This window comes from Bowmanella pacifica, from assembly GCF_014645355.1.
In the GTDB taxonomy this organism is placed as follows: domain Bacteria; phylum Pseudomonadota; class Gammaproteobacteria; order Enterobacterales; family Alteromonadaceae; genus Bowmanella; species Bowmanella pacifica.
In genome coordinates this window covers 75,145-96,941 of record NZ_BMLS01000002.1, presented here as the reverse complement: position 1 = coordinate 96,941, position 21,797 = coordinate 75,145, and the positions used below count along the sequence as shown (strand labels likewise).

Genomic DNA, 21,797 nt, shown 5'->3' with positions numbered 1-21,797 from the left:
TGATGGATATTTTAACTACTTACGGCTTTATGCTGATAGCCACGGCTGCGTTCGTGGGATTTCTTATGGCGTGGGGTATTGGTGCGAATGACGTAGCCAATGCCATGGGGACCTCCGTAGGCTCCAAGGCACTGACTATCAAGCAGGCCATTGTAATCGCCATGATTTTTGAGTTTGCCGGGGCTTACCTGGCAGGCGGGGAGGTAACGTCCACTATCCGCAAGGGCATAGTCGACAGTGCTTACTTTGTCGACTCCCCCGAAATCTTAGTCTACGGCATGATTGCCTCTTTGCTGGCAGCCGGTATCTGGTTGGTTATCGCCTCTTATCTGGGCTGGCCGGTATCTACTACGCACTCTATCGTGGGTGCCATTGTTGGCTTTGCGGCCGTGGGTGTCAGTGCCGACTCCGTTGAATGGGGCCAGGTAGTAGGTATTGTCGGTAGCTGGATTGTTACCCCTGCCATATCCGGTTTCCTTGCTTATCTCATCTTTATGAGTGCCCAACGGCTTATTTTTGATACCGACACACCTTTTGCTAATGCCAAACGTTATGTGCCTTATTACATGGCGCTGGCGGGCTTTGTGATGTCTTTGGTAACAATCAAGAAAGGACTTAAGCACATTGGTCTGCATATCGGTAACCTGGAAGGGTATCTGATTGCTATTGCCATTGCGGCGGCTGTGGGTGTGATTGGTAAGCTGTACATCAATCGCATTCAGATTGATCAGGAAGCAAACCGTAAGATGCAATTTGCCAGCGTTGAGAAAGTGTTTGCCATTTTGATGGTGGTTACCGCTTGTTGTATGGCTTTTGCACACGGTTCTAACGATGTGGCTAACGCTATTGGCCCATTGGCTGCGGTTGTTAGCGTAGTGGAAAACCATGGTGAAATCGCCAGCAAAGCCAAACTGGCCTGGTGGATATTGCCCTTAGGTGCGGTCGGTATCGTATTGGGTCTGGCTATCTTTGGTCACCGCGTGATTCAAACCATAGGTAAAGGTATTACTCACCTGACGCCAAGCCGTGGTTTTGCTGCTGAGTTGGCTGCTGCTACTACTGTTGTTGTGGCCTCTGGTACTGGTTTGCCTATCTCTACTACCCAAACCCTGGTGGGTGCGGTATTAGGTGTGGGTATGGCCCGTGGCATTGCGGCCCTGAACTTAGGTGTTATTCGTAATATCGTGGTGTCCTGGGTGGTGACTCTGCCTATAGGTGCGGCCTTGTCGATTATGTTCTTCTTTATGCTGAAGGGAATCTTCTCGGCCTAAGCCTGCTAATCCTATTCAAGAAACCCGGCTTCTGCCGGGTTTTTTATGTCCATGGATGGACGGGACGAAAAGTTGCTCCTGCATTTTCGTCACTTCCGCCATCCTTGGCGGTCGTATTCCGCGGTCGCATGGACGCGAAGGAACGGCGATGTTCATGGACGAACGGGCAGATGACAGCTCCTGCGTAATCTGCACTTCCGCCATCCTTGGCGGTCGTATTCCGCGGTTGCATGGATGCGAAGGAGCGGCGATGTTCAGGACGGACGGGCAGATGACAGCTCCTCGGCTTTGTCTCCTGAGTCGCTCTACCTCCTCCTTCCCTGGAGTCGTGCGTAATCTGCACTTCCACCATTCCTGTGATCTAGAAGAGCGAGGCGCTATTAGTCCTGAGACAGGCTTTCCATGTAATCGCGGGGGGTCACGCCATTCCAGGTTTTAAATGCGCGGTTAAAGCTGCGGGCATCAGAAAAGTGCAGACGCTGAGCCACCTCTTCCAATGCCAGTTGTTGGGCCAGTAGGGTTTTTGCTTCTTGATTCAATACTTGTTCGCGGCACTCCCTAAAGCTACTTTGGCTTTGGGCTAATTTGCGCCGCAGCGTAGCCACGCTGTAACCCAATTCTGCCGCCACTGCCTCCTGGCTTTGTATGCCCTGTTCCAGCATGCCTCTGACCTTACTTACCAGGTTGCTGTCATTGTTGCTTTGACCCAGGTGAAACTGCAATTGGTTATACACACTGCTTAAGGTTAAGGGAGCTTGCCATTGCAAAGGTTGCTCAGCCATGGCCAAGTCATAATGCAACACATAGCTGGACGCGCCGAATCTTAGCGGTAAGTGCGAAAAAGCCGCCTGCAATACTGAGTTATCGCCATTATCAGCGCGACTTTGTACTTTTAGCAGGCTATTGGCCGCGCCGTGGCCACCCAATGAACACACCACACCATGTACGTAGAGCAACACGCAGTCCATATTAAAACGGATATGGGTGGGATCACTGTCGTCCAGGTAGGGGAACTGTCTATCATCAATGATATACAGCAATTCGCGGTCGCGACGTTCCACACGGTTATAGGCACCGCCATGAATGAAATTATAGGAGGCGGCCAGCTCCTGCAGGGCATCTTGCAGGCTGCGGCATTTGCCCAGGTTGGATAAAACGTGATCATTGGTACCCGGCAATAGTGGCCGTTTGGACATATGCAGGGATTCGTCACATACCTCAACCGCGAAAGACTCAAGAATACGCAGAAAGTCGACAATATTCAGCTCACCGCTATGAGCAAGTCCTGAGCGGCGTAGCTGCTCGTCCAAACTCATACCGGCACCGGCCAGAATATGCTCCAGGGTCGTCATAGCATTGGCCCGGATTTTAGGTAAATCCGGGCTGAATGGATGTTTCTCGGTCACGGGCAAACGGCACCCCATGTAAGACGGTTGAGCAAAATAGAGCATAAAGGTTACGCCATATCAATCCTGCTTAAGTTAGGTGCCATATATTCGGCTACAGCGCGTTCAACCAGGTCTTAATTTGGTTGATACCGCTACTTGACCAGCCAAGCTTAAGGTGATTTACGCTAATTGTTGCCGAACCGCCATGATTGCCCAGGCCACTGGCATCATTACAGCTGGAAACAAACACCACGCCATCGGATGGGCCGGTATGTTCATTGTGGATCAAGGCAATATCGGCTTTGTTGCCACATAAGTTGTGTACCCGCACTGCGGGGTCTGTTCCGGCCGCGCGCACATCGTCCACCAGTGAATAGGGCAGGAAGGCATCAATGCCCTGTCCATGGGTGTAGAAACCCCAGCCGCCTTCGTAAGTGGTGTACCAATCCTGCTCGCTGACGGGCAATGCATAAGTGCTGTCCCAACGTTTAAGCATTTGTACCGAGCCTGGGAAATAGCTGGAGGCATAACTCCACTGGCTGCCACTTTGCCAGATGCCGTAGCACAAGATGCTGTCGTGGGCGGTGGGGCCGTTAATTACGCCGCCACAACCTGGATAAACGGCAAAGGTATGTGTCCAGCCATGGCGGAACGACCAGTCTATGCCGTTATTTGGTGCGCCGAGCATAACTAAACGTCGCACATCACCTTGATAGCTGGTGCCCCAGGGCTGGGTAACAGAAGAGACATACATACGGGCATTAAAGGCGCTTTTTGACCAGGTCACCAGGTCAACCTGACTGGCACCGGTCTGGCTTTTGATAACGCTGATGGCATTGGCAATTTGCTCGGCCCAGATATAGCCGTCGCCATTTTTATGTGCCAACGACAAGGCAAATACCTTGAAGTTGTCGGCGGCTAGGGCCTGCATTAAACCCGTAGTTGGGCAGCTTTGTTGGCCACAACCGTAGTCGCCTGCGTCATTGGGATTAGCCCAGGCAAGGTCGGCATCCTGATTGGCCCCGTGAATAAGCAGTACAGGTACCGCTTTGCTGTTGGTGTTCCAGCCGGGGGCGTAGTAGAGCAGAAAGTTGTCAGACGAAGGGCTGGGATCGGCAAAGAAAGTGGCCCGCTGACCACTTTGATCGCCACGGCCATCGCTGGGAAACGCTTCCTGACCAATATTTCCACTGGTATCCCGCCAGCGCTCTACTTTTACCCAGCCATTGCTGATACCGCTGGTATAAGTGGCTTGCAAACTGGTGGGGCCGGCCAGCGCCGGCATACTCAGGCTACATAACGCCAGGCTGATACCGCCCAGCCAGTTGGAAACGCGAAACATCGGGACTAACTTACGCATAAGGTTCTCCTTTACGCTGTTTGTGAACCGGCCAGATCCTGTTTTAGCTGATTGGCCAGTGCCTGCCTGGCTTCCCTGGCTACCGGCAGGTCACCAAAAGAAAGAAAGGCATGAATGGTGCTTTCAAAGCTTTGGAAGCGCAGCAACACATCGGCTTGTTGTAATCGCCTGGCAAAGCGCTCTCCCTCGTCCTTAAGCGGATCAAAACCCGCTACCAGTAACGACGTGGGCGGCAGATGGCTAAGCTCAGTGAGCAACATAGGAGAGACTTCGGGATTGTCGCTGCCTGCCTGCCCACCTATGTACCAGTCTCGGGTACCGTCAATGGCGGCGTTGGCCAGCAGGTAGTCACCGTTACCAAACTGCAAACGAGAGGGGTATTGGTCATGGCTATTATGCACATCCAGTACCGGATAAATCAGGTACTGGGCTGCCAGTCGCAAAGAGCCTTTACTATGTAAGCGATGGCTGGCCACCAACGCCAGATTGCCACCGGCACTGTCACCCATAATGGCGATGCGCTGTGGGTCGGCGTGCAGTGTGTGTGCCTGGGCAAACACCCAGTCCAGCGCCTGACTGACGTCATCCAGTCCTGCCGGGTAGGGATGATCGGGGGCCAGACGGTAGTCCAGACTGATAAACAGGCAGCCACTTTGCTGGCAAAGATCCCTGACCAGCGCGTCATAACAGTCCAGATCGCCCAGAGACCAGCCGCCGCCGTGTACAAACAGCACCAGAGGCAGTGGCATATCGCTCTCTCCCTGCGGCCGGTAAAGCCGCGCCGGAGTTTTGCCGTCTTTGCCCGGAATACTCAGATCCGTAACCCGGCAGTCGGGATTAACCGGCCCCTGCAGGCCGATAAACATGGCTCTGGCCCCGGCTCTGGACGCTTCAATGCCTGTTTGCGTCTCGTCTGTGCTGGGAACATGCTGGTTAAATTGCGCCAGCAGCGCTTGGGTTTCCTTATCCATCATCTGTTAGAACCTGTATTTGAGATTAGCGCCGTAAGTACGTGGCGCACCGTAGTAACCAAGCTGCACGCCAGGGGAAGCACTTAGATCGAAGCCGTGTTGACGGTAGTGTTTATCGGTCAGGTTGTTGGCATACAAACTGACCTGCCACTGCTCGTCATTAGTCAGATAAGTTACCGACATATCCATCAGGGTATAAGCGGATTGCGCCAGCACTTCACTGCTGCTGACCGTCAGGTAGGTTTTGCTGCGATAGCTGGCTGACACCGACCAGTTCAGACTGCCGCTGTCCAGCTCCATAAAGTATTCCAGTCCAAGGCGACCATTCCATTTGGGCGCGTTAACCAGTTCGCGCTCATCGCTGATCTCCTGATCAAAATCGCCGATCAGCTCATCGTAACCGCCGCCCAGATAACCGGCGTTCATATTCAGAGTCAGTGAGTCGGTTAACACCGCGCTCAGCTCCATCTCGGCCCCGTAAATAGTGGCCTTACCGGCGTTTTCGAACAGCGATAAGAAGGCGCCACTATCCGGGTCAATGGAGAAACGACTGAGCTGGAAGTTCTTGTAGTCGTTGTAAAACGCGGCCAGGTTTAGACGTACATTGTCGTTGTTGAGCATGGACTTGGAGCCCACTTCGTAGCTCCACATGGTTTCCGGGTCAAAGGGCTGAGCAAAGGAGGTTAAACGGCCGTTAAAACCACCGCTCTTAAAGCCGCGGCTGGTGCTGGCATACAGCAGGTGATCGGCATTGAGCTTATAATCCAATGACAGTTTGGGGGAAAAGTTGTTCCAGCTCTGTTCGGCGTCATAACCTGAGGGTGAGTGGCCAACACCGGTACCAAATACTCGTTCCATTTCTTCGGCACTGTTGATGCCTGTACCGGCAAATTCTTCCCCGCGGCTGGATACCTGTTTTTTCTCTTTGGTGTAGCGCGCCCCAAGGGTTAGTCCAAGCTCTGGGGTCAGATCCCAGCTCAGGTTGGCATAAATCGCACTGCTGGTATTGGTCTGGTCACGTAATCCGGCGCTCATTACCGGGAAAGGGAAATACACACCTTCGCCCAGCGGCACAAAAAAGTCCGGTGCTACTGCCCCGCCCAAGGTGCTGTCATCTTCCTTAAAGTAGTAAACCCCGGAAACCAGTGACATACCTTCTGTATTGTACAACCACTGGAACTCCTGGCTGAGCTGATCCTGATCTTCAAAATTGTAGATCCCGAACGAGCCATCTGCGGTGCCATCCAGATCCAGATGCGTGCGATAGTCCATCTGCCGATAGGCGCTGATAGATTTGAATGTGCTGTTACCCCTCAAGTATTCCAAGGTCAGGGCACCGCCTGCGGTTTCCAGGCTTTCCAGATCGTTGTAGTTCACATTAACCGTAAAAGGGTCATCTCCCGGTGGCAGCATTTGCCCCTGTGACATCGAATAAATCGGTGTTTCACGATGGGGGGTACGGGAATGATTGGGCGAGCTGTCAGAGCCGTCTACCACCAGGTAAGCCGACAGGTTATCGCTGATCTGATACAGCAGGCTGCCACGCCAGGCCAGGGTATCTTTATCGTAATCATCTTCACCCGTTAGGGTGTTCTCGGCATAGCCGTCTCGCTTGCTGCTGGCGATGGCAAAGCGACCCAGCAATTTATCTTCCACCAAGGCACCACTGATGCTGCCTTTGAGGTTCAGCAGGCCATAGTTTCCGACGCCCACATCTACATAGCCTTCGGTAATATCAGTAGGTTTGGCACTGGTAAACTTCACCGCGCCGCCTATGGTATTGCGGCCATACAAGGTACCTTGCGGGCCACGTAGCACTTCAATTTGTTGCGGATCCACCACATCCAGAAACGAGCCTTGTACCCGGCCCATATAGACGTCATCCAGATACACGCCAACGCCGGGGTCGTTAAAGGAGATCGAATCAATTTGTCCCACGCCGCGAATATAAATCACCGCGTTTGAGGCATCCCCCACATGCAGGTTTAAGTTAGGTACATGTGACTCCAGGTCACCCAGGTCCAGGATCTGCATTTTTTCCAGTTCATTGGCCGACAGAGCCGTTACGGCTATTGGCACATCCTGCAGATTTTCGGTTTGGCGCGTGGCTGATACTTCGATCACTTCAATACTGCGCTCCGCCTTGGGTTCTGATGGTGCCTGGGCGTTAACGGCGGGCGCTAAAGCCAGGCCGACAGCCAGAGCCAGCAACTGTTTACGGGTGTTAAGCGCGAATGTTAATGAATTGGTAGGGTGTGACATCATCTTATGTAAACGCCTTGTTAATTTGTGTTTGAATTGTTGCGGTAAGGGGGGCGCAACCACAAGGACAAAAAACTTCAATCTAAGGGGACAAATACGCTCAGGCAAACGGAGATTATTCTGTTAGGATTAGCTAATTAGATTAATTTCATGCCTTTTAATAGGTTTAGTTACAAAGGAGGTCGGGATGAAATGGCCCAATCTTAAACACTTGCATTACCTGGTGGTTTTACATGAAGAGCAGCATTTTAACCGTGCCGCACAGCGCTGCTTTGTCAGCCAATCCACCTTAAGTACCGCCATTCAGAACCTGGAGGAACAATTGGGCTGCCAGTTGTTGGAGCGGGATCATAAAACCTTTATTTTTACTGCGCTGGGGCTGGAAATGGTGGAGCGTTGTAAAGCCTTGCTTAACGGCGCCAGCGAGCTGGTGGATTATGCCCACAGTGCTGGAAACTGGCAGGCAGGTAAACTTAAGCTTGGCGTGATCCCCACTATTGCGCCATTTTTGCTGCAAGGCTTGATAAGCACCTTGGGCGAGGCGCTGCCCGATTTAAGTCTGCAATTGCAGGAAAATACCACCGCCAACCTGTTAAGGGAGCTGCATGGCGGCGAACTGGACTTGTTGATCCTGGCCTTACCCATGGAAACCCCTGGCTGTAAGCAGATGGTGATTGGTCATGATCCTTTCCATCTGGTGGCACACCCCGATATGGTCAAGTTACTGCCTTCGCCGCTGGATTTCAGCGCCTTACCTAAAGACAGCGTGTTCTTATTGCAGCAGGAACATTGTATGACCGGCCATGCGGTAAGCGCTTGTGGCCTGAAACACAAAGAGCAGGTTAGTGCACTGGCGGCCAGCAGTTTGTTTACCTTAGTGCAGCTTGCCAACAGCCGATTGGGTTTGACCTTCCTGCCGGAGCTGGCGCTGAAAAGCGACATACTGCAGCACAGTTCGCTGGTGTCATTTCCGGCCGAAGATAAGGCGTACCGGGAGATCGGCCTGGTGTGGCGTAACGGTACCACCCGGGTACGGTTGTTCCGCCGCATTGCCGAGTTGCTGCAACCGCTGATGCCTAAACCTGTGCTGTAAGCCGGTGAAAAAATAATTTTAAATTCCACCAAACTATTTTCTGACTGGCCTCGACATTAAGAGCAGAGAATAACAACGCAGCACGGAATGTGAACATGACTGGGGAAGGCCTTGTTCGAACAAACTGATGAGAAGCTGATCAGCAAGGCCATGAGCGGCAACAATGCAGCCTGGCAAAAACTGGTAAAACGCTACGACAAAGCGGTATACAACTACGGCCTGCGCATGACGGGAAATGCCGACGATGCGATGGACTTGCTTCAGGAAGTGTTCTTGTCGGTGTTCCGTAATCTGGCCAGCTTTCGTGGCGAAGGCACATTCAAGGCTTGGTTGTTTCGTATCGCTCATCATCGGATGGTGGAGTTTTATCGGCGCAAGCGTGACTACCAGCCGTTGGATGAAGAAAACCCGCTGGTGGATGAACAATCTTGTGTCAGTCGCCTGACCATTGCCGACGCGCAGTCGCGGGAATTAATCAGGGCCATGCAAAAGTTGTCACTGGAGCAAAAGGCGGTGGTGGAGTTGAAGTTTTTTAGTCAGTTTACCTTTGAAGAAATTGCCGAGCAGCTGGGCGTATCGAGTAATACGGTGAAATCCCGCTTATATACGGGCCTTGGCAAACTGAAAGCATTGATGGAGGTGCAATATGTCTGACAAGCATGAATTGTTTGCATTGTGGTTAGACGGCCAGCTATCAGCGGCGCAGCAACAGGCATTTGAACAGTTATGCGCACAAGATGATGAGTTTGCCCAGCAAGTGGCGCTGGCCAAGCAGGTGAGCCATACGGCTAAGCACTATGAGGAGCAGCCTGTACCTAATTGGCAAATACCGGCCATAGGCCCACAGCCTGGGGCGTCGTCATCCTGGTGGCGATTGCGAGCCATGCCGTCTTTGTCTTTTGGTATGTCTATGTTAGCGCTGGTGATGGTGCTGTTTAGGGTTGAAGTGCAGATACAAAGTGGCGCGCTGACGGTCAGTTTTGCCGGACAGGGGCGTGAGGATGAGATTCGCCGCCAGGTGGATACCGAAATCGCTCAGTTCCGTGAGCAGCAGCAAGTGCTATTGGCCGACTACAGCCGTGAAATGCGCGAGCAGCAGCAGGATGTCAGCAGCCAGTTGACCAGCTATTTGCTCACGGCCAGTCGCAGCGAACGCCGGGAAGATTTTGCCGAACTGATTAAGTTCGTCAACCAGCAGCGGGAAGACGACCAACAGTTCTATGCCCGTCAGTTTAACAAGCTTCAGCAGCAGGTTTATCAGAATCCGGAGCCAGTGGCCCAGGAAAACCTGTAACCAGAAATAACGAGGTCAGCCATGAAAAAGTCATCCATTTGTTTATTGTTAGCCGGTATGTTTGCAGCCAGTGTGCAGGCCGCCCCTCAGCTTGAAGAGCTGAGTAAAGAGCTGGAAATCATGAGCAGCATCATGCAAACCAGTTACAAGCAAAATCGCGATAAAAAAGGCATTAGCGTGCGCACTTTGCAAAGCACTTATCTGGCTGGCCAGGGCGTGGTATTCAGAATTCAGACCTCGGGTAGTCATCGTTACCGCTTTTCCTTTAACGGTATTGATCATGTGATCCCCGTGCCGCCGGTCGCGCCGCAAATTGAAGTGAATGGCAGTGCCATCGTAATCGAAAATGAAGGGCATGTGATTGAGTACGAGTCTATTGGTGAGGAGCTGGAGCGGGTACGTGAGCTGTTTGTGGAGTCTAATGACAAGCTGAGTGAGCTTAGAGACAAACAACGCGAATTGAACTGGGAAGCTCGCGAGGTTGAGCGCCGTAATCGTGATAATGAGTTTGAAAAACGTCATGCCGAAGGCGAGCGTCGCGCAGAGCTGGAAAAAGAAACCAAAGAGCTGCAAAAAGAACTGGCGAAGATTCGCGAGCGCCAGCGTGAGTTAGAAAAGTACGCCCAGCAATTGCAGGAAGAGCAGCGCGAAGCCAACAGTAAACGGGTGGCGGCGGCGCAGGAACAAAGCAAAAAGTTTCTGGCCGAGTTTGAACAAAACAGCGCGGATATTCTGTGTAAATACGGCAGTGGTTTGAAGAGCCTACCGGCGGGTGAACATATTACCTTAGTGCTGGACGGTTACGCCGATAACAAAGGGCGTGGCAAGAGCCAGGATCGTATCTACGTATTTGACTATAAAGATGTGCAGTCTTGTGTGGCCGGTAAACTGGATACACAAAAACTGTTAGGCAAGGCCAATACCTACCAATTCTAAGTGCCGGGGCGAAGATAACGCCCGATGCTGAGAAAAAGCCCGCTATTGCTTATCGCGGGCTTTTTTATGGGGGTAATCTTGTGCTTCGTTTCACGCCACGGTTCCTTGGTATCAACGTAAAAGTCTGAACAGATACAAGATATAGTGTTGCTTGTGCGTTGGGCTCATATCACATCAAAGGTTTTTTCAAGCAGGTAGTGCAAGGTACCGAGAACGGCCAGGATAGACAGCATGGAAACCGCACGAATGGCGAAAAAGTGACGAGATGACTGCCATTTTCTTTTCAGATAAAAGACATCAAAAAGTATAAAAAGCACCGCTAAGATGGCGCCGACAATGCCACCTACATAAAGCAGGGCAAAGACATATATTTTTGCAATCAGAAACGACAAGCTGTTGGTTTCTTCTGGTGCTGAGCCGAGAATCAGGTGCATATAGCCCATGCCTAGCAGCAGGGCAGCTATTGTCCAAATCAGGTATTCCAGCAATGACTTTCTTATCGTCGTCATATAAACAGTGCCTTTATGTTTATGCTCATTTGACAGACAAACGGCCCGTATTGACAGTAAAGATTGCCGTTATGCAATGCTTAAAATTCAGGGTTAGCAGCAGTGTTAATGGCATCTTTAGTGGTTTTTGCGGGCGCAACCAGATTGGACAGACGGTCGGATTTAACCACACCATGCTCATCGAAATAGCGCAGCTCACCGCAGTGCAAAGGGGCCTCGGCTTGGCAGGGTGTGTAGTTAAACTCGGCTAATTTGTACCGTCTATACATACCCAGCTCTTCCGTGACCATGCCACCCAGGTCTTCTTCGTTGTCAATAAAGTAAGCGGTGCCTTCATCCTGGAAAACACTAATGGGGAAAGCCTTGTAGTATTGGTAAAAGAAAATAGTGCTTTGTTTCTCATAGGCCAGGGTTTTACCCACAGGAAACTCGCTTTTTAGGTGTGTGATGACGCGCTGTCGTATCGCCTGCTGAAGGACATTATTATCCTCATCGGGGTACTGGACTAAATAAAGGTTGGGATAAACCTCGGACCGGATAAAACGCATATGCTTATAAAAAAGGTGGTGGATCCCTATCCCAATCACACCCAGTATCAGCGTGGCGTACAATATCCTGGCCCGGGTTTTATTTTTTAGTATCCACTGGCTTATCCTGACTGCGCCAAACAAGCTGCCAATTAGCATAAGCAGCAGAAAGACTATTAGGACTATTTCCATAGGGCGTTACATCCATCGGCTGCTTGGAAATGTCTTTGAGGTACTTTCATCAATATTCCTTTCCTGCGGTACATAAGGCGCAGAGACTGGTCAGTGTACGCCTAATGACGCCAAAAGGCTTGCACAGATTTAGGGAGCGTTATCTTCTCTGTGACATTCTTTGTCAGCCTGAGTAATGCTGATTTCTATTTTAAATTCCAAGCTGAAAATTAAGAAGGATGGCGTGAAAATATCGCTCTATTTATTGTATTTTGAGCACTATCACTTGTTATTTTCCCTTACTCTGTACCCAGCTTAAAATGTTTGCTGACTTCGTCTGCTTTGCATACATATGGCATGTTTACATACCCCCCTTTTCCATAGAGTCGGATAGAGGCGTAATTAAATATATAGCCGAGGGGAGTTTTAACCACCTCAACGTTATCAATGCTACTGATTTTTAAACTATCAGTTATTCTGGGAGTAATGCCGTTTTTTACGGTAACAACCTCTTTAGAAATTTCCACCTTGGAAAAGAAAGGTTCAAAAATTATTAATGAATCTTTCAACACGTAAATGGCAGGTAAAAGTAATAGACTCAGCAAAGTATCTTTTGCGAAATCTTCACTAATATAGTTTCCAATTTCACTTATTAGTAAATACACTAAGTAAGTACCAAAGAGCTTTGAAAATATTTCTAAAACAGCTTCGAGCGATCTTATCAATTTTGATGTATTCACTGCTTCCATATATATATTTCCGATGTTAAACCAGCAATATGACGCCTGCAGCATGTGCGCCCGCGGAATGGATCCAAAGGCGCAATTTAGTGGACGTCACTGTGCCTGCATTTGTTATAACTCACTGTAATCAAGTCGAACTCTCAACAACTCGCTCACTCTCTGGAGATCCATAAGTATTTGAACGGACCCTTGGAACTTTCCCTGATGCTGTGATGTATCTCTGACCATTTCATATGATATGCCGTTTAGAAGATGACAACTTTCGATTATCGACGCTTTATTTGGCAAGCCGAGCACTTTGGCAAAAGCCGAGTAAAACGGAACGGACTGGCTTTTCGATAAAATCGTCGAGATCAATATCTTGAGTTCATTCTGGAGTTCAAGTGAAGCGTTGGCGTTTGTGATTTTAGCTCTGTACCTCAGACAAAATGCGGATAAATTACCCAGGCTTTCCTTGAAGGAGACTATCGGCTCAAGCACCAACTTGAGAATAAATTGACCCAAGACGAAAACCGAAACACCGGCCAGTATTGTGAAGAAAACTGAGTCTTTCAACGAACTCTCCCAGAGTTACAACAGTTTATTGCCCGGCGAAGCGCCGTGTTTAAACACGGCCTTTCGCCGTACTTTTACTTGGTCATTTTTTAGCATGCTTCTAACTTATTGCCTAGCCAGAGTTTTTCTGGGACGCACCAATTTGGTGCCGGGGAAAGACGGACGTGTTCCGTACTATTGCTGTTATACGGATATCTGCCTGGCGCTGGTTCGCTCTACAGAGCTTTAGGGGAGTGGTAGCTAGCGTTTTCCCCGCTGTGTTCAGGCGTAGTCGATGAGGGGATTGACCTAGCTATTCTCTGATATGGCGTTCCTTGGTGCGAGGTTGCCATACTTTTATCTCTAACCTCTTGCTAGTGATGCGAAATAAAAGTGCAGAGTTAGCGGTTTTATTTGTCCATCTGATCTGCATCATCCAGCGCGTCTATTTCTCCATTTCTGATCCTTAAAACCAAATAATTTTCTTTGCTTTTAGCTAAGACCGTCTGGTTTGTTGTTAGCAAATTGGCTTTCCCTTGGCCTGTATAACGCTAACACGAACCAATATAAAGAATTGTTTAATACTAATAAATTCAATTTCTTAGCTTTCCATTCACAACTTTTCACAGCACTTCAAGACACTTCATCTGGCCTCATTTACAAAAAATTTGCATCTGCCGGGCGAAGGCCGCGGTGGGTTCTCCCGGTAACCAATATGGCAAGGCCGAGACGTCCGGGATGGGTGTGCAAAGCAAATAAAAATATAAGGGGATCATAACAATGCATCAGTTCAATAAGGCCAGGGTTACCTGTGCCATCCAACTGGCCTTAATGGCGGGATTAGGTTTACAAAGCCATGCGGTAATGGCTCAGCAACAAACGGCCACCGAGGAAGTGGAAACCATTCAGGTGCAGGGCATTCGTGGCAGTGTGGTGAAATCGCTAAATGCCAAACGCTTTTCAGACAGCATAGTGGATGCGATTACGGCGGAAGATATCGGTAAATTCCCGGATCAAAACGTGGCGGAGTCGCTGCAACGTATCACGGGGGTGTCTATTACCCGGGGCTACGGTGAAGGGGAGCGGGTGAGCATTCGTGGTACCACGGAAAGCCAGAACCGTACCTTGTTGAACGGTCAGGCGGTTGGCTCGGCCGACTGGTGGACTAACTCCGCGCCAAGCCGTGGCTTTAATTACACTATGCTACCGGCCGAAATTGTATCTGGCCTGGAAGTGTACAAATCGCCGCAGGCGGACGTGGATGAAGGCTCTATCGGCGGGACTATTGTGGTGAAAACCCGTAAGCCGCTAGACCTTGATGCCAACTCGGTATTTGGCTCTGCCATGGCGCAATATAGCGAGGTGTCAGGCGAGACCGACCCGGTATTGTCCGGCCTATACAGCTGGAAGAACGAGGACGAGACCTTTGGTGCGCTGTTCTCGGTTATCCGCCAGGAGCGTAATTTGCAGCGCCACGGTATTGAGGCCTGGAGTTGGGATCATCGCGATATCACCTTAGAAGACGGTACGGTTTATGAAGATGTGTATAGCTCGGGTGGCGGCGGCTCGGCGCGTTTCAGCCAGGAGCGGGTCAGAACCGGTTTAAATGCGGTATTGCAATGGCGCCCGCAGGACAATCTGGAAACCACCCTGAATATTCTCGACTCCACCTTAGATGCGGATAACGAAAATCAGAACTTTTTGTGGCTCCCTGAGTATAACGGCGCTATGTATCAGGATGTCACTATTACCAGCCATAATGTGGTGGGCAATTTCCTCTCAGCTGGCACGCTGGGCCTGGCCCCTGATGGGCAGGACAATATTCTTGATGAAACTAAGGTACGTAACTCCAAATTAAAGACCAAGGTGTATGACTTTACCCTTAAACATGACGGGGATATCTGGACCAGCAGCTTGCAGGCCGGTTACACAGAAGGTAGTGGGGGCTCACAAGCAGACCGCAGTGTGGGCTGGGGCGGTAACTATGTGCATCGTTATGATGCATCCCAGGTGAAGAGCATTGAGACCAGCTATGACGCCGACCCTAAAGACGGTAATCAGTGGGATCTGAGCTTTTTGCGTTACGACAATAACCTGGCCGAAGATGAAGAATACTATCTGCAATCCGACTTTTCCCGCTCGTTGGACTTAGCAGTATTCGACAAGCTTAAATTTGGCGTGAAGTATCGTGACCATTCACGTTTTAACACCAAAAACACCACAGATGCGCGAACCGATTTAAACTGGAGCCTGGCGGATTACTCGCTGGCGATGCCTGGTGGTTTCCTGTCAGGGCAGGGCACTGCGGGTACCTTGCGTGATTACGCCATTACCGATTCTGATAAAGTACGCGCCGAAGGTGATGCCCTGGGCTGGAACTATCGAGTGCTCAAAGCCAGTACCTTTGAGGTGGAAGAGAAGATTCTGGCCGGTTATGTGATGGCCGATATTGATGTGGAAGGCATGCGCGGTAACTTGGGCGTGCGGGTGGTGCAAACGCAGCAATCCTCCAGCGCCTATGAAGGCCCTACAGGTGAAGAACTGTGGGTAACTAAAGACAAAGACTATCTGGATGTGTTGCCAAGCCTGAACCTGGCCATCGACCTGGATGATGATCTGATTATGCGCTTTGGTGCCGCCCGCGTTATGTCACGCCCTGACTACACGGATATGACGGCGTCAACCTCTTACAATACCGAGACCCGCACCGGTGATGGCGGTAACCCTAATATAGACCCTTACTATGCCAACCAGTTTGACCTGAGTATCGAATGGTACTTCAGTGAAGCGGGTATTTTTTCTGCGGCTTACTTCCATAAGGACATCCAGTCATTTGTGCGTGACGTGACCAGTCAGGAAGTCTTTGAGGGGCGGGAAATCAGTATCAGCCGGCCTACCAACGGACAAGGCGGGACCATTCAGGGTATAGAGCTCGGGTATCAGCAGGAGCTTTACCAGGGCATAGGCCTGATGGCCAACTACACCTTTGTAGACGGTGAAGCCAAAGATGCCCAGGGCAATGACATTACTATCCCGGGTAACTCGGAGCATACCGTTAACGTTAGTGCTTACTACGAGAATGAGTATTTGAGTGGGCGTATTTCCTATAACTATCGCACCGGTTATGACAGTGGCTCAGCATGGCCCGGCTATATCGATGACTACGGTCAGTTGGATGCCAATATCTCGTATAAGGTTAACGATAATCTGACCCTGGTACTGGAAGGGATCAACCTCACCGATGAACTGATTTTCAGCTATCAGGAAAAAGGCGTAGAGCATGCCCTGACCGGCCTGTACCGCGATGGTCGTCGCTATGTAGCCGGTATGCGTTTCAGCTTCTAAGTAAGCTAAATCCGACGACAGCCAAAACGAGTGCCCTCTCATGTTGCTGTCTGGTGTTGGCCCCTGACTAACAAGTCAGGGGCTTTTTTGTCTCAGTGGACTTCGTTAAATTTTTATTTTGAATCAAGTATATAGCAGACAATGGCGAATATTTAAGTAAAATGGACTGAGCGTGGACGCTACGACCATTATCATGGGAAGCTATTGTTGAGATCAGTTCTATGCGGTTTGTTTGCCTCTGTGGGCCTGTTGCTCGCCAGTATGATGGTGAGAGCAGACCTATTGACGGCCACCGTTGCCTACCAGCAGGAACAATTTGACAAAGCCCGGCAGGAATTTATGCAACTGGCCCGGCTGGGAAATGTGGATGCCTTGTACAATCTGGGCGTTATGAATCTGCATGGCCAGGGACAGGACAAAGACTACGCCAAAGCCTTTGCCTGGTTTTCCATTGCCGCCGATTTTGGTTTGTCTGAGGCGGGCTCCGCCGCCAGTCTGGTGTATCAGCACTTGCCACAGCAAAGTGAACCGGTAGGACTTAAGCAGCAGCTTGACCATGAGTTTGGCTTCCTCAATTACCAAGAAAATCTACAACCCATATTTACCTCTGACGCCAGCCTAGATGAAGCCTTAGCGCCTCAGCGTAGCCATTTTTTGGAGCCAGTGTATCCCGAAGAAGCCTATAAAAAAGGTCTGGAAGGCTGGGTATGGGTTGAGTTTGATATTGATCCCAGTGGCGCGGTAAATGATCTGGAAATTATTGATGGTTACCCACCCCGCGAGTTTGAACGGGCTATCTATAATGCCGTCAGTCGCTGGCGTTACCAACCGCTAGTAAAAGACGGTCAGCCCCAGCCCTACCATAGTCGCTCATTGCTTTATCATTTCAGCACCCATAAGGGCCGTCGCTACCGGGAAAGTTTTTCCCGTCAGAGCAATGCCTATCAGCAGCGCATTAGTGAATTGATCGAACGGGCTGAGCAGGGCGATGCCGTGGTGCAATACTATATTTCTAACTGGCTGATGACCGAACAAAGCAATGCCGCCATGCTGCTGCGCCGGCATTTTCAGCAGGATAATGCGCCGGGCGAGGTATTGCTGGATGCGGCCAAAAACGGTTATGCGCTGGCACAGTACCGCCTGGGCAGCAGTTTGCTCAGAGGACAACTGGCTGAGTCGGATCGCCACAAAGGTTTAAATTGGGTGTTACAAGCCGCGCAGTCTGGTCTGGCGGTAGCACAGTATCGTCTGGCCAGAGAAATTCTGGACAGTAAAGACGTACAACAAGATTTCAGTAAAGCGGCGCGATGGTTAGGTCAAGCAGCCGAACAGGGGCATTTTCGTGCCATTCGCGATCTGGCCGAGCTTAACCTTCAACAAGGCCTGCTAAATGACGTTGAGCCTTTGTTACTGCGGGGATTGGCGCTGGATGACCAGCATCCACAATTGCTGTTTATTCAGGCCCGCCTGCTGAGCCGTCAGGGACAAGCTAAGGCGGCCCGCATCCAGGCAGAAAAAGCGCTGCAACACGCCGAGAGCCGGGAATGGTATCGCCAGGATATTCAAAACTGGCTTAGCTCATCAGTCTTACAATAATAACCATACTTAATCGCTATACATTGCAACGGAAGATGAGGAAGGGAATCATGAAAAAGCTGGCACTATCATTTTGGGGATTGTTTTTGGGCTTTGGCGCTAGTGCGGCTGAGCCTGCTTTTCCGGATGTGCAACAACGTCAAGCGCTGGCGGATACTTTACTCAAGGGGATGGAGAGTATTGATGCCCTGAGTATATATGTACGAGACCAAACCCGGGACGTTAAATGGAACCAATATAGAGCGCATGCCACTGAGCAAATTGCACAAGCCGAGAATTGGAATGCCTTGTATTTTGCTATCGGCAGTTTGCATTTCGGTATCGTTAATCAGCACAGCTTTTTGCAAGTTGGCGACTGGATCAAGGAACAGGTCACTCCCGTACCTCGCTGGCCGGAGGTAAATATAGGTTATACCTGGCCCAAACTGAGCTTTTTTAACCAACAAGACGGTAAAGATATCAAGTTGCTTAACGGTGTTGATATAACAAAACTGTTTAGCGACTATCACAACTACTTTTGCCGCAGCGCGCATGAGATAGGTTGTTTAGAGAGCTTTGTAACAGACATGGAACGAGGCTATCGCTTTAACCTGAGCGAGCCCTCACTGGAGATTGCCTATCATGATGGCACTAAGCTAACCCTTGCGAGCGGGGCTGATAAAAACAGAACCATCAGCACCAGTAACGCGCCTACCTGTGAAGGGCTTTATGAAGGTTTATCCTTCCAGCAGCGCTATGTTTCTGAGCAAGCTTGTTTGTATGAAACGGATGATGCTTTTGTACTGAAGATCCTGTTTTTCGGAAATTGGGGTACAGAGCAAGATGATATTTACTGTAGTGCTGAGCAAGCCACTGGCATGTGCGGTGCCATTCATGGCGTTCGGGACATCATAAACAGTAAGCCAGCCAAAAAACTGGTTGTGGATCTACAAAACAACCCCGGCGGCTCTGAAAATACGCCGTGGGTGGCTGCATTTGGTAAACCCTTTAAAGACAATCTAGTGCGTTATCGTAACGTTGAACCGTTGCAGAACCAGGCAACCAGGGTAAGTGCCTTTTACGGCAGTGAGTTCGCAGAGGACTGGTATCAGCTATTGAGCGACGAAGATAAAAAGCAGACCTATTTGCCACTTAGGGCCGATTTTTGTCGTGGTTCAGCGCTTTGCCAGAGTAAGGATGTGGCTCCGGCAACGTCAGCTATTCAATACCAGCGCCTCGCTATTGTGACCAACCCACAATGTGTTAGTTCTTGTGACGATCTTGTCTGGCGATTAAAAGCCTATGCTGGAGCGAAAGTCTTTGGGCAGCTACCTGCCACCGACGGTACCTATGCCAGATTGGATGGGTATTTGTTGTTAAACGCTGATGGTCAGTTCAGCACTGTGATTAAAGGCGAAGGGGAAAATGTGGATTTTGGCGCTGACATATTGGTGGCGCAATATCGTTTACCGATTTCACGTACGGTAAATCTGACTGGTGTGGTGCTTGAGGGGAATAGCGATGTTTTGGATTTTCCGCTAGCGGTAGAAAAGCAAAGTTTTTCCACCAGAACACATCAAAATTTGCTCAATACTCTGTCGCAACTGTAATGCGGCACCGCAGTCAGCGGCTACTGACGCTCCCTAAGCATAAGGTTGTTCTGCTGGGAGCTCAGCATACTCATCACCATCTGTTGTTCATCCGGGCTGACCGCCAGATTTAAGGTTAAGCCCAGGTGTTGTTGGTGAATGGCCAACTGATGAATAAGCTGCACGTCGCCTGTTTGTCTGTCCAGTTTTAATAGGTCTGACTCTGTCAGGCCTGGCAGCACAAAGTACAGATTGTCTGGCGTTAACGCCGGGCGAATGCGGGTGATGGCCTGGGTAAGCCGGGCTGCGGGGATCTCTGGCAGGGCGGCGGTGAGTATGTCCAATATCCGTTGGTTAAAGTCGTCGAAACTGGCGTTTAACAATACTGGCGTACCGGCTTGCGGGGCGATTAAATCCACCTGCTGTTTTTGCAGATCAAACTTGCCTGCAACTGCGCTATCCCCTTGCACGGCACTAAAGTAAAGCTGCTGTTCGTTATCCAGCCAGTAGAGCGCCGATACCTGTTTAAAATCCGTCAGTACCGGGTGCAGACTGCGCGCATACAGGTTCAGCAGAAATACCCGTTGCTGTTTGTCTTGCAACAATAAAAAACTGCCCTGGGGTGACCAGCTCAGATAATCCGGCTGCACATCATCAGGCAGGGCGGTAAGCAAGGTGGCGGTAGGCTTTTGGCTATGCTTAACCCACACTTCCTGATGTACCTGCTGGTCAACATAGTCAAAGTACTGCGAGATATAAGCGGTTTGCAGCCCATCGGCAGACAGTGCCGGTAAATATTCAAAATTGGGCGAGGACGTCAGCGCGTGCAATTGCTGGGGAGATTGCATATCCATCACCACCAGGTTGGCTTGCAAGGTGCCTGAAGCCAGAAATAACTGCTCACTGGTTTCGTCGCTAACCTGTGCCATATCCATAATAAAACCCGGTGGTGCGGCCAAATTCTGGCGAGTGCCATCAATATCGGCTAAGCGCAGTTGCTGGCCGGCGAGCCAATATTGTTGGCCGGGTACCTGCCATTTCAGGCTGGCAATGGGCGGTGTCAGGGTTTGCACATATTGCTGCTCAGCGGTTTTCAGATCGTCATAATCCAAATACAGTAATTTGCCGCGACGACTGGCTCGCAGTAAATGGCGACCTGTGACATCCACATCAAAATACGCCACATTCTGCCAGTGCTCTGTGGCTTCAACGGGCGTGGCATCCAGGTTTAAACGAAGTAAACGGTTGCTAACCGGGTCAAGGTAGAACAGACCGCTGCGTGTCCAGCGCAGCTTGCTTTGACCGGCGTCGGTTTGACAGTCAGTGAGGGGACTGTCTTGGGCCAGGCGCCAGGTTTCCACCGGCCCGGATAAGGTCAAGGTGCGTATCTGACAACTAAAGGCGTTTTGCCTGATATAGGCCAGGCGCTGGCCATCCGGCGACCAGGCCGGTGACAGTTCGTCGTAACCGCTTTGGCGCAGGGCGTGAATATTTTCGCTTTGGCGGTCGAATACCATCAGGTCGCGTAAGCCGCTTTGTGCATCTTGCTGGGTAAAGAGTAAATAACGCTTATCCGGCGATAGGGTTAAGAATGCTTCATCCCCTGGGCTGGCGGTTAACTGCGCCTTGTGATGATATGGATGGGGGCTGGCTGGCCATAGCCATAAGACCAGCAAACTTATCGCCAGTATCAGGGATAGCGCCAGCCCCGCAGCCCGGCGCAGCGTGATACTGGCCTGTGGCTGGGGCGTATTGTCGGGGTAATGAATATCGGCAATCAGCTGATAGCCTTTGCGCGGCACGGTGCGGATAAAGGTTGGGCTGTCTTTGGGCTCCTGCAGGGATTTGCGTAACTGGGTAACGGCCTGGCTGACCGAATTGTCACTGACCACCACATCGGGCCAGATCTTATCCATGATTTGCTGACGGGAAACCGCTTGCCCCTGATGCTCGATTAACAGCCTGAGCAGGGCCAGTTGCCTGGCTTCAATGTCATACCAAATCCCGTCAATCTGTAACTTCAGGGCGGCGAAGTCCACCAAGACCTGGTTCAGTCGGATCCGGTTGTTGCTACCCTGATTTGTCAACGTATTGTCAGCATCCCTGTAAGTTTGTGAAAATATTGGTAAATCACTGCTGTACAATGTTATTTTATGGTTCCGGAAGCGCCAAGGCAACGGCCAATCTGTGCCGGATGAAGCCAAATACACAATGGCTCCCTAAAAACTA

Annotated in this window: 16 protein-coding genes; 8 read left to right on the top strand and 8 right to left on the bottom strand. The window is 50.5% G+C overall.

Annotated elements, in window-relative coordinates:
• Positions 1-2 precede the first annotated feature (2 nt).
• Positions 3-1,271, top strand: a complete 1,269-nt coding sequence (locus IEX02_RS06545; RefSeq protein WP_188692090.1) for an inorganic phosphate transporter — start codon at positions 3-5, stop codon at positions 1,269-1,271.
• A 380-nt stretch (positions 1,272-1,651) separates the two neighbouring features.
• On the opposite strand, the gene IEX02_RS06540 is transcribed toward IEX02_RS06545, so the two are convergent.
• Genes IEX02_RS06540 through IEX02_RS06525 form a run of 4 tightly spaced genes read right to left on the bottom strand, consistent with a single transcriptional unit; the run spans position 1,652 to position 7,255 of the window.
• A complete protein-coding gene (locus IEX02_RS06540) occupies positions 1,652-2,722 on the bottom strand; it encodes a helix-turn-helix domain-containing protein (RefSeq protein WP_188692088.1) in 1,071 nt (356 codons plus the stop codon).
• 49 nt (positions 2,723-2,771) lie between these two features.
• A complete protein-coding gene (locus tag IEX02_RS06535; protein ID WP_229702120.1) occupies positions 2,772-4,019 on the bottom strand; it encodes an esterase/lipase family protein in 1,248 nt (415 codons plus the stop codon).
• A gap of 11 nt (positions 4,020-4,030) precedes the next feature.
• Complete coding sequence (locus IEX02_RS06530) at positions 4,031-4,993, bottom strand: alpha/beta hydrolase (RefSeq protein WP_188692085.1); 963 nt, start codon at positions 4,991-4,993, stop codon at positions 4,031-4,033.
• Between the two features lie 3 nt (positions 4,994-4,996).
• Positions 4,997-7,255 carry a TonB-dependent receptor gene (locus IEX02_RS06525; protein ID WP_188692082.1) on the bottom strand — a complete coding sequence of 753 codons (2,259 nt, stop codon included), beginning with the start codon at positions 7,253-7,255 and terminating at the stop codon, positions 4,997-4,999.
• 184 nt (positions 7,256-7,439) lie between these two features.
• Here IEX02_RS06525 and IEX02_RS06520 point away from each other — a divergent pair, with 184 nt between their 5' ends.
• The 4 genes from IEX02_RS06520 to IEX02_RS06505 all read left to right on the top strand — a co-directional run bounded on the left by IEX02_RS06520 (position 7,440) and on the right by IEX02_RS06505 (position 10,575).
• Positions 7,440-8,345 (top strand): hydrogen peroxide-inducible genes activator, encoded by a 906-nt coding sequence (locus tag IEX02_RS06520; RefSeq protein ID WP_188692079.1) that lies wholly within the window; start codon positions 7,440-7,442, stop codon positions 8,343-8,345.
• 111 nt (positions 8,346-8,456) lie between these two features.
• Positions 8,457-8,999: an RNA polymerase sigma factor gene (locus IEX02_RS06515; RefSeq protein WP_188692077.1), complete on the top strand. Its 543-nt coding sequence runs from the start codon at positions 8,457-8,459 to the stop codon at positions 8,997-8,999.
• Positions 8,992-9,639: an anti-sigma factor family protein gene (locus tag IEX02_RS06510; RefSeq protein WP_188692074.1), complete on the top strand. Its 648-nt coding sequence runs from the start codon at positions 8,992-8,994 to the stop codon at positions 9,637-9,639. The genes IEX02_RS06515 and IEX02_RS06510 overlap by 8 nt, the downstream gene beginning before the upstream one ends.
• A gap of 21 nt (positions 9,640-9,660) precedes the next feature.
• Positions 9,661-10,575 (top strand): hypothetical protein, encoded by a 915-nt coding sequence (locus tag IEX02_RS06505; protein ID WP_188692071.1) that lies wholly within the window; start codon positions 9,661-9,663, stop codon positions 10,573-10,575.
• A 164-nt stretch (positions 10,576-10,739) separates the two neighbouring features.
• Here the strand turns inward: IEX02_RS06505 and IEX02_RS06500 are convergent, their stop codons facing one another.
• The 3 genes from IEX02_RS06500 to IEX02_RS06490 all read right to left on the bottom strand — a co-directional run bounded on the left by IEX02_RS06500 (position 10,740) and on the right by IEX02_RS06490 (position 12,531).
• Complete coding sequence (locus IEX02_RS06500; protein ID WP_188692068.1) at positions 10,740-11,084, bottom strand: hypothetical protein; 345 nt, start codon at positions 11,082-11,084, stop codon at positions 10,740-10,742.
• An 80-nt stretch (positions 11,085-11,164) separates the two neighbouring features.
• Positions 11,165-11,803 carry a hypothetical protein gene (locus IEX02_RS06495; RefSeq protein ID WP_188692064.1) on the bottom strand — a complete coding sequence of 213 codons (639 nt, stop codon included), beginning with the start codon at positions 11,801-11,803 and terminating at the stop codon, positions 11,165-11,167.
• 278 nt (positions 11,804-12,081) lie between these two features.
• Positions 12,082-12,531: a PH domain-containing protein gene (locus tag IEX02_RS06490; protein ID WP_188692061.1), complete on the bottom strand. Its 450-nt coding sequence runs from the start codon at positions 12,529-12,531 to the stop codon at positions 12,082-12,084.
• A 1,359-nt stretch (positions 12,532-13,890) separates the two neighbouring features.
• Here IEX02_RS06490 and IEX02_RS06485 point away from each other — a divergent pair.
• From IEX02_RS06485 to IEX02_RS06475, 3 genes are all read left to right on the top strand, one after another.
• The gene (locus tag IEX02_RS06485) at positions 13,891-16,404 is read left to right on the top strand and encodes a TonB-dependent receptor (protein WP_308422490.1); all 2,514 of its coding nucleotides are present in this window, start codon (positions 13,891-13,893) and stop codon (positions 16,402-16,404) included.
• Positions 16,405-16,608: 204 nt separating this feature from the next.
• Entirely contained in the window at positions 16,609-18,000 is a 1,392-nt protein-coding gene (locus tag IEX02_RS06480; protein ID WP_188692056.1) for a TonB family protein, read from the top strand.
• Between the two features lie 50 nt (positions 18,001-18,050).
• Entirely contained in the window at positions 18,051-19,589 is a 1,539-nt protein-coding gene (locus tag IEX02_RS06475) for a S41 family peptidase (RefSeq protein ID WP_188692054.1), read from the top strand.
• Between the two features lie 20 nt (positions 19,590-19,609).
• Here the strand turns inward: IEX02_RS06475 and IEX02_RS06470 are convergent, their stop codons facing one another.
• Positions 19,610-21,655, bottom strand: a complete 2,046-nt coding sequence (locus IEX02_RS06470) for a winged helix-turn-helix domain-containing protein (protein ID WP_188692051.1) — start codon at positions 21,653-21,655, stop codon at positions 19,610-19,612.
• Positions 21,656-21,797 lie beyond the last annotated feature (142 nt).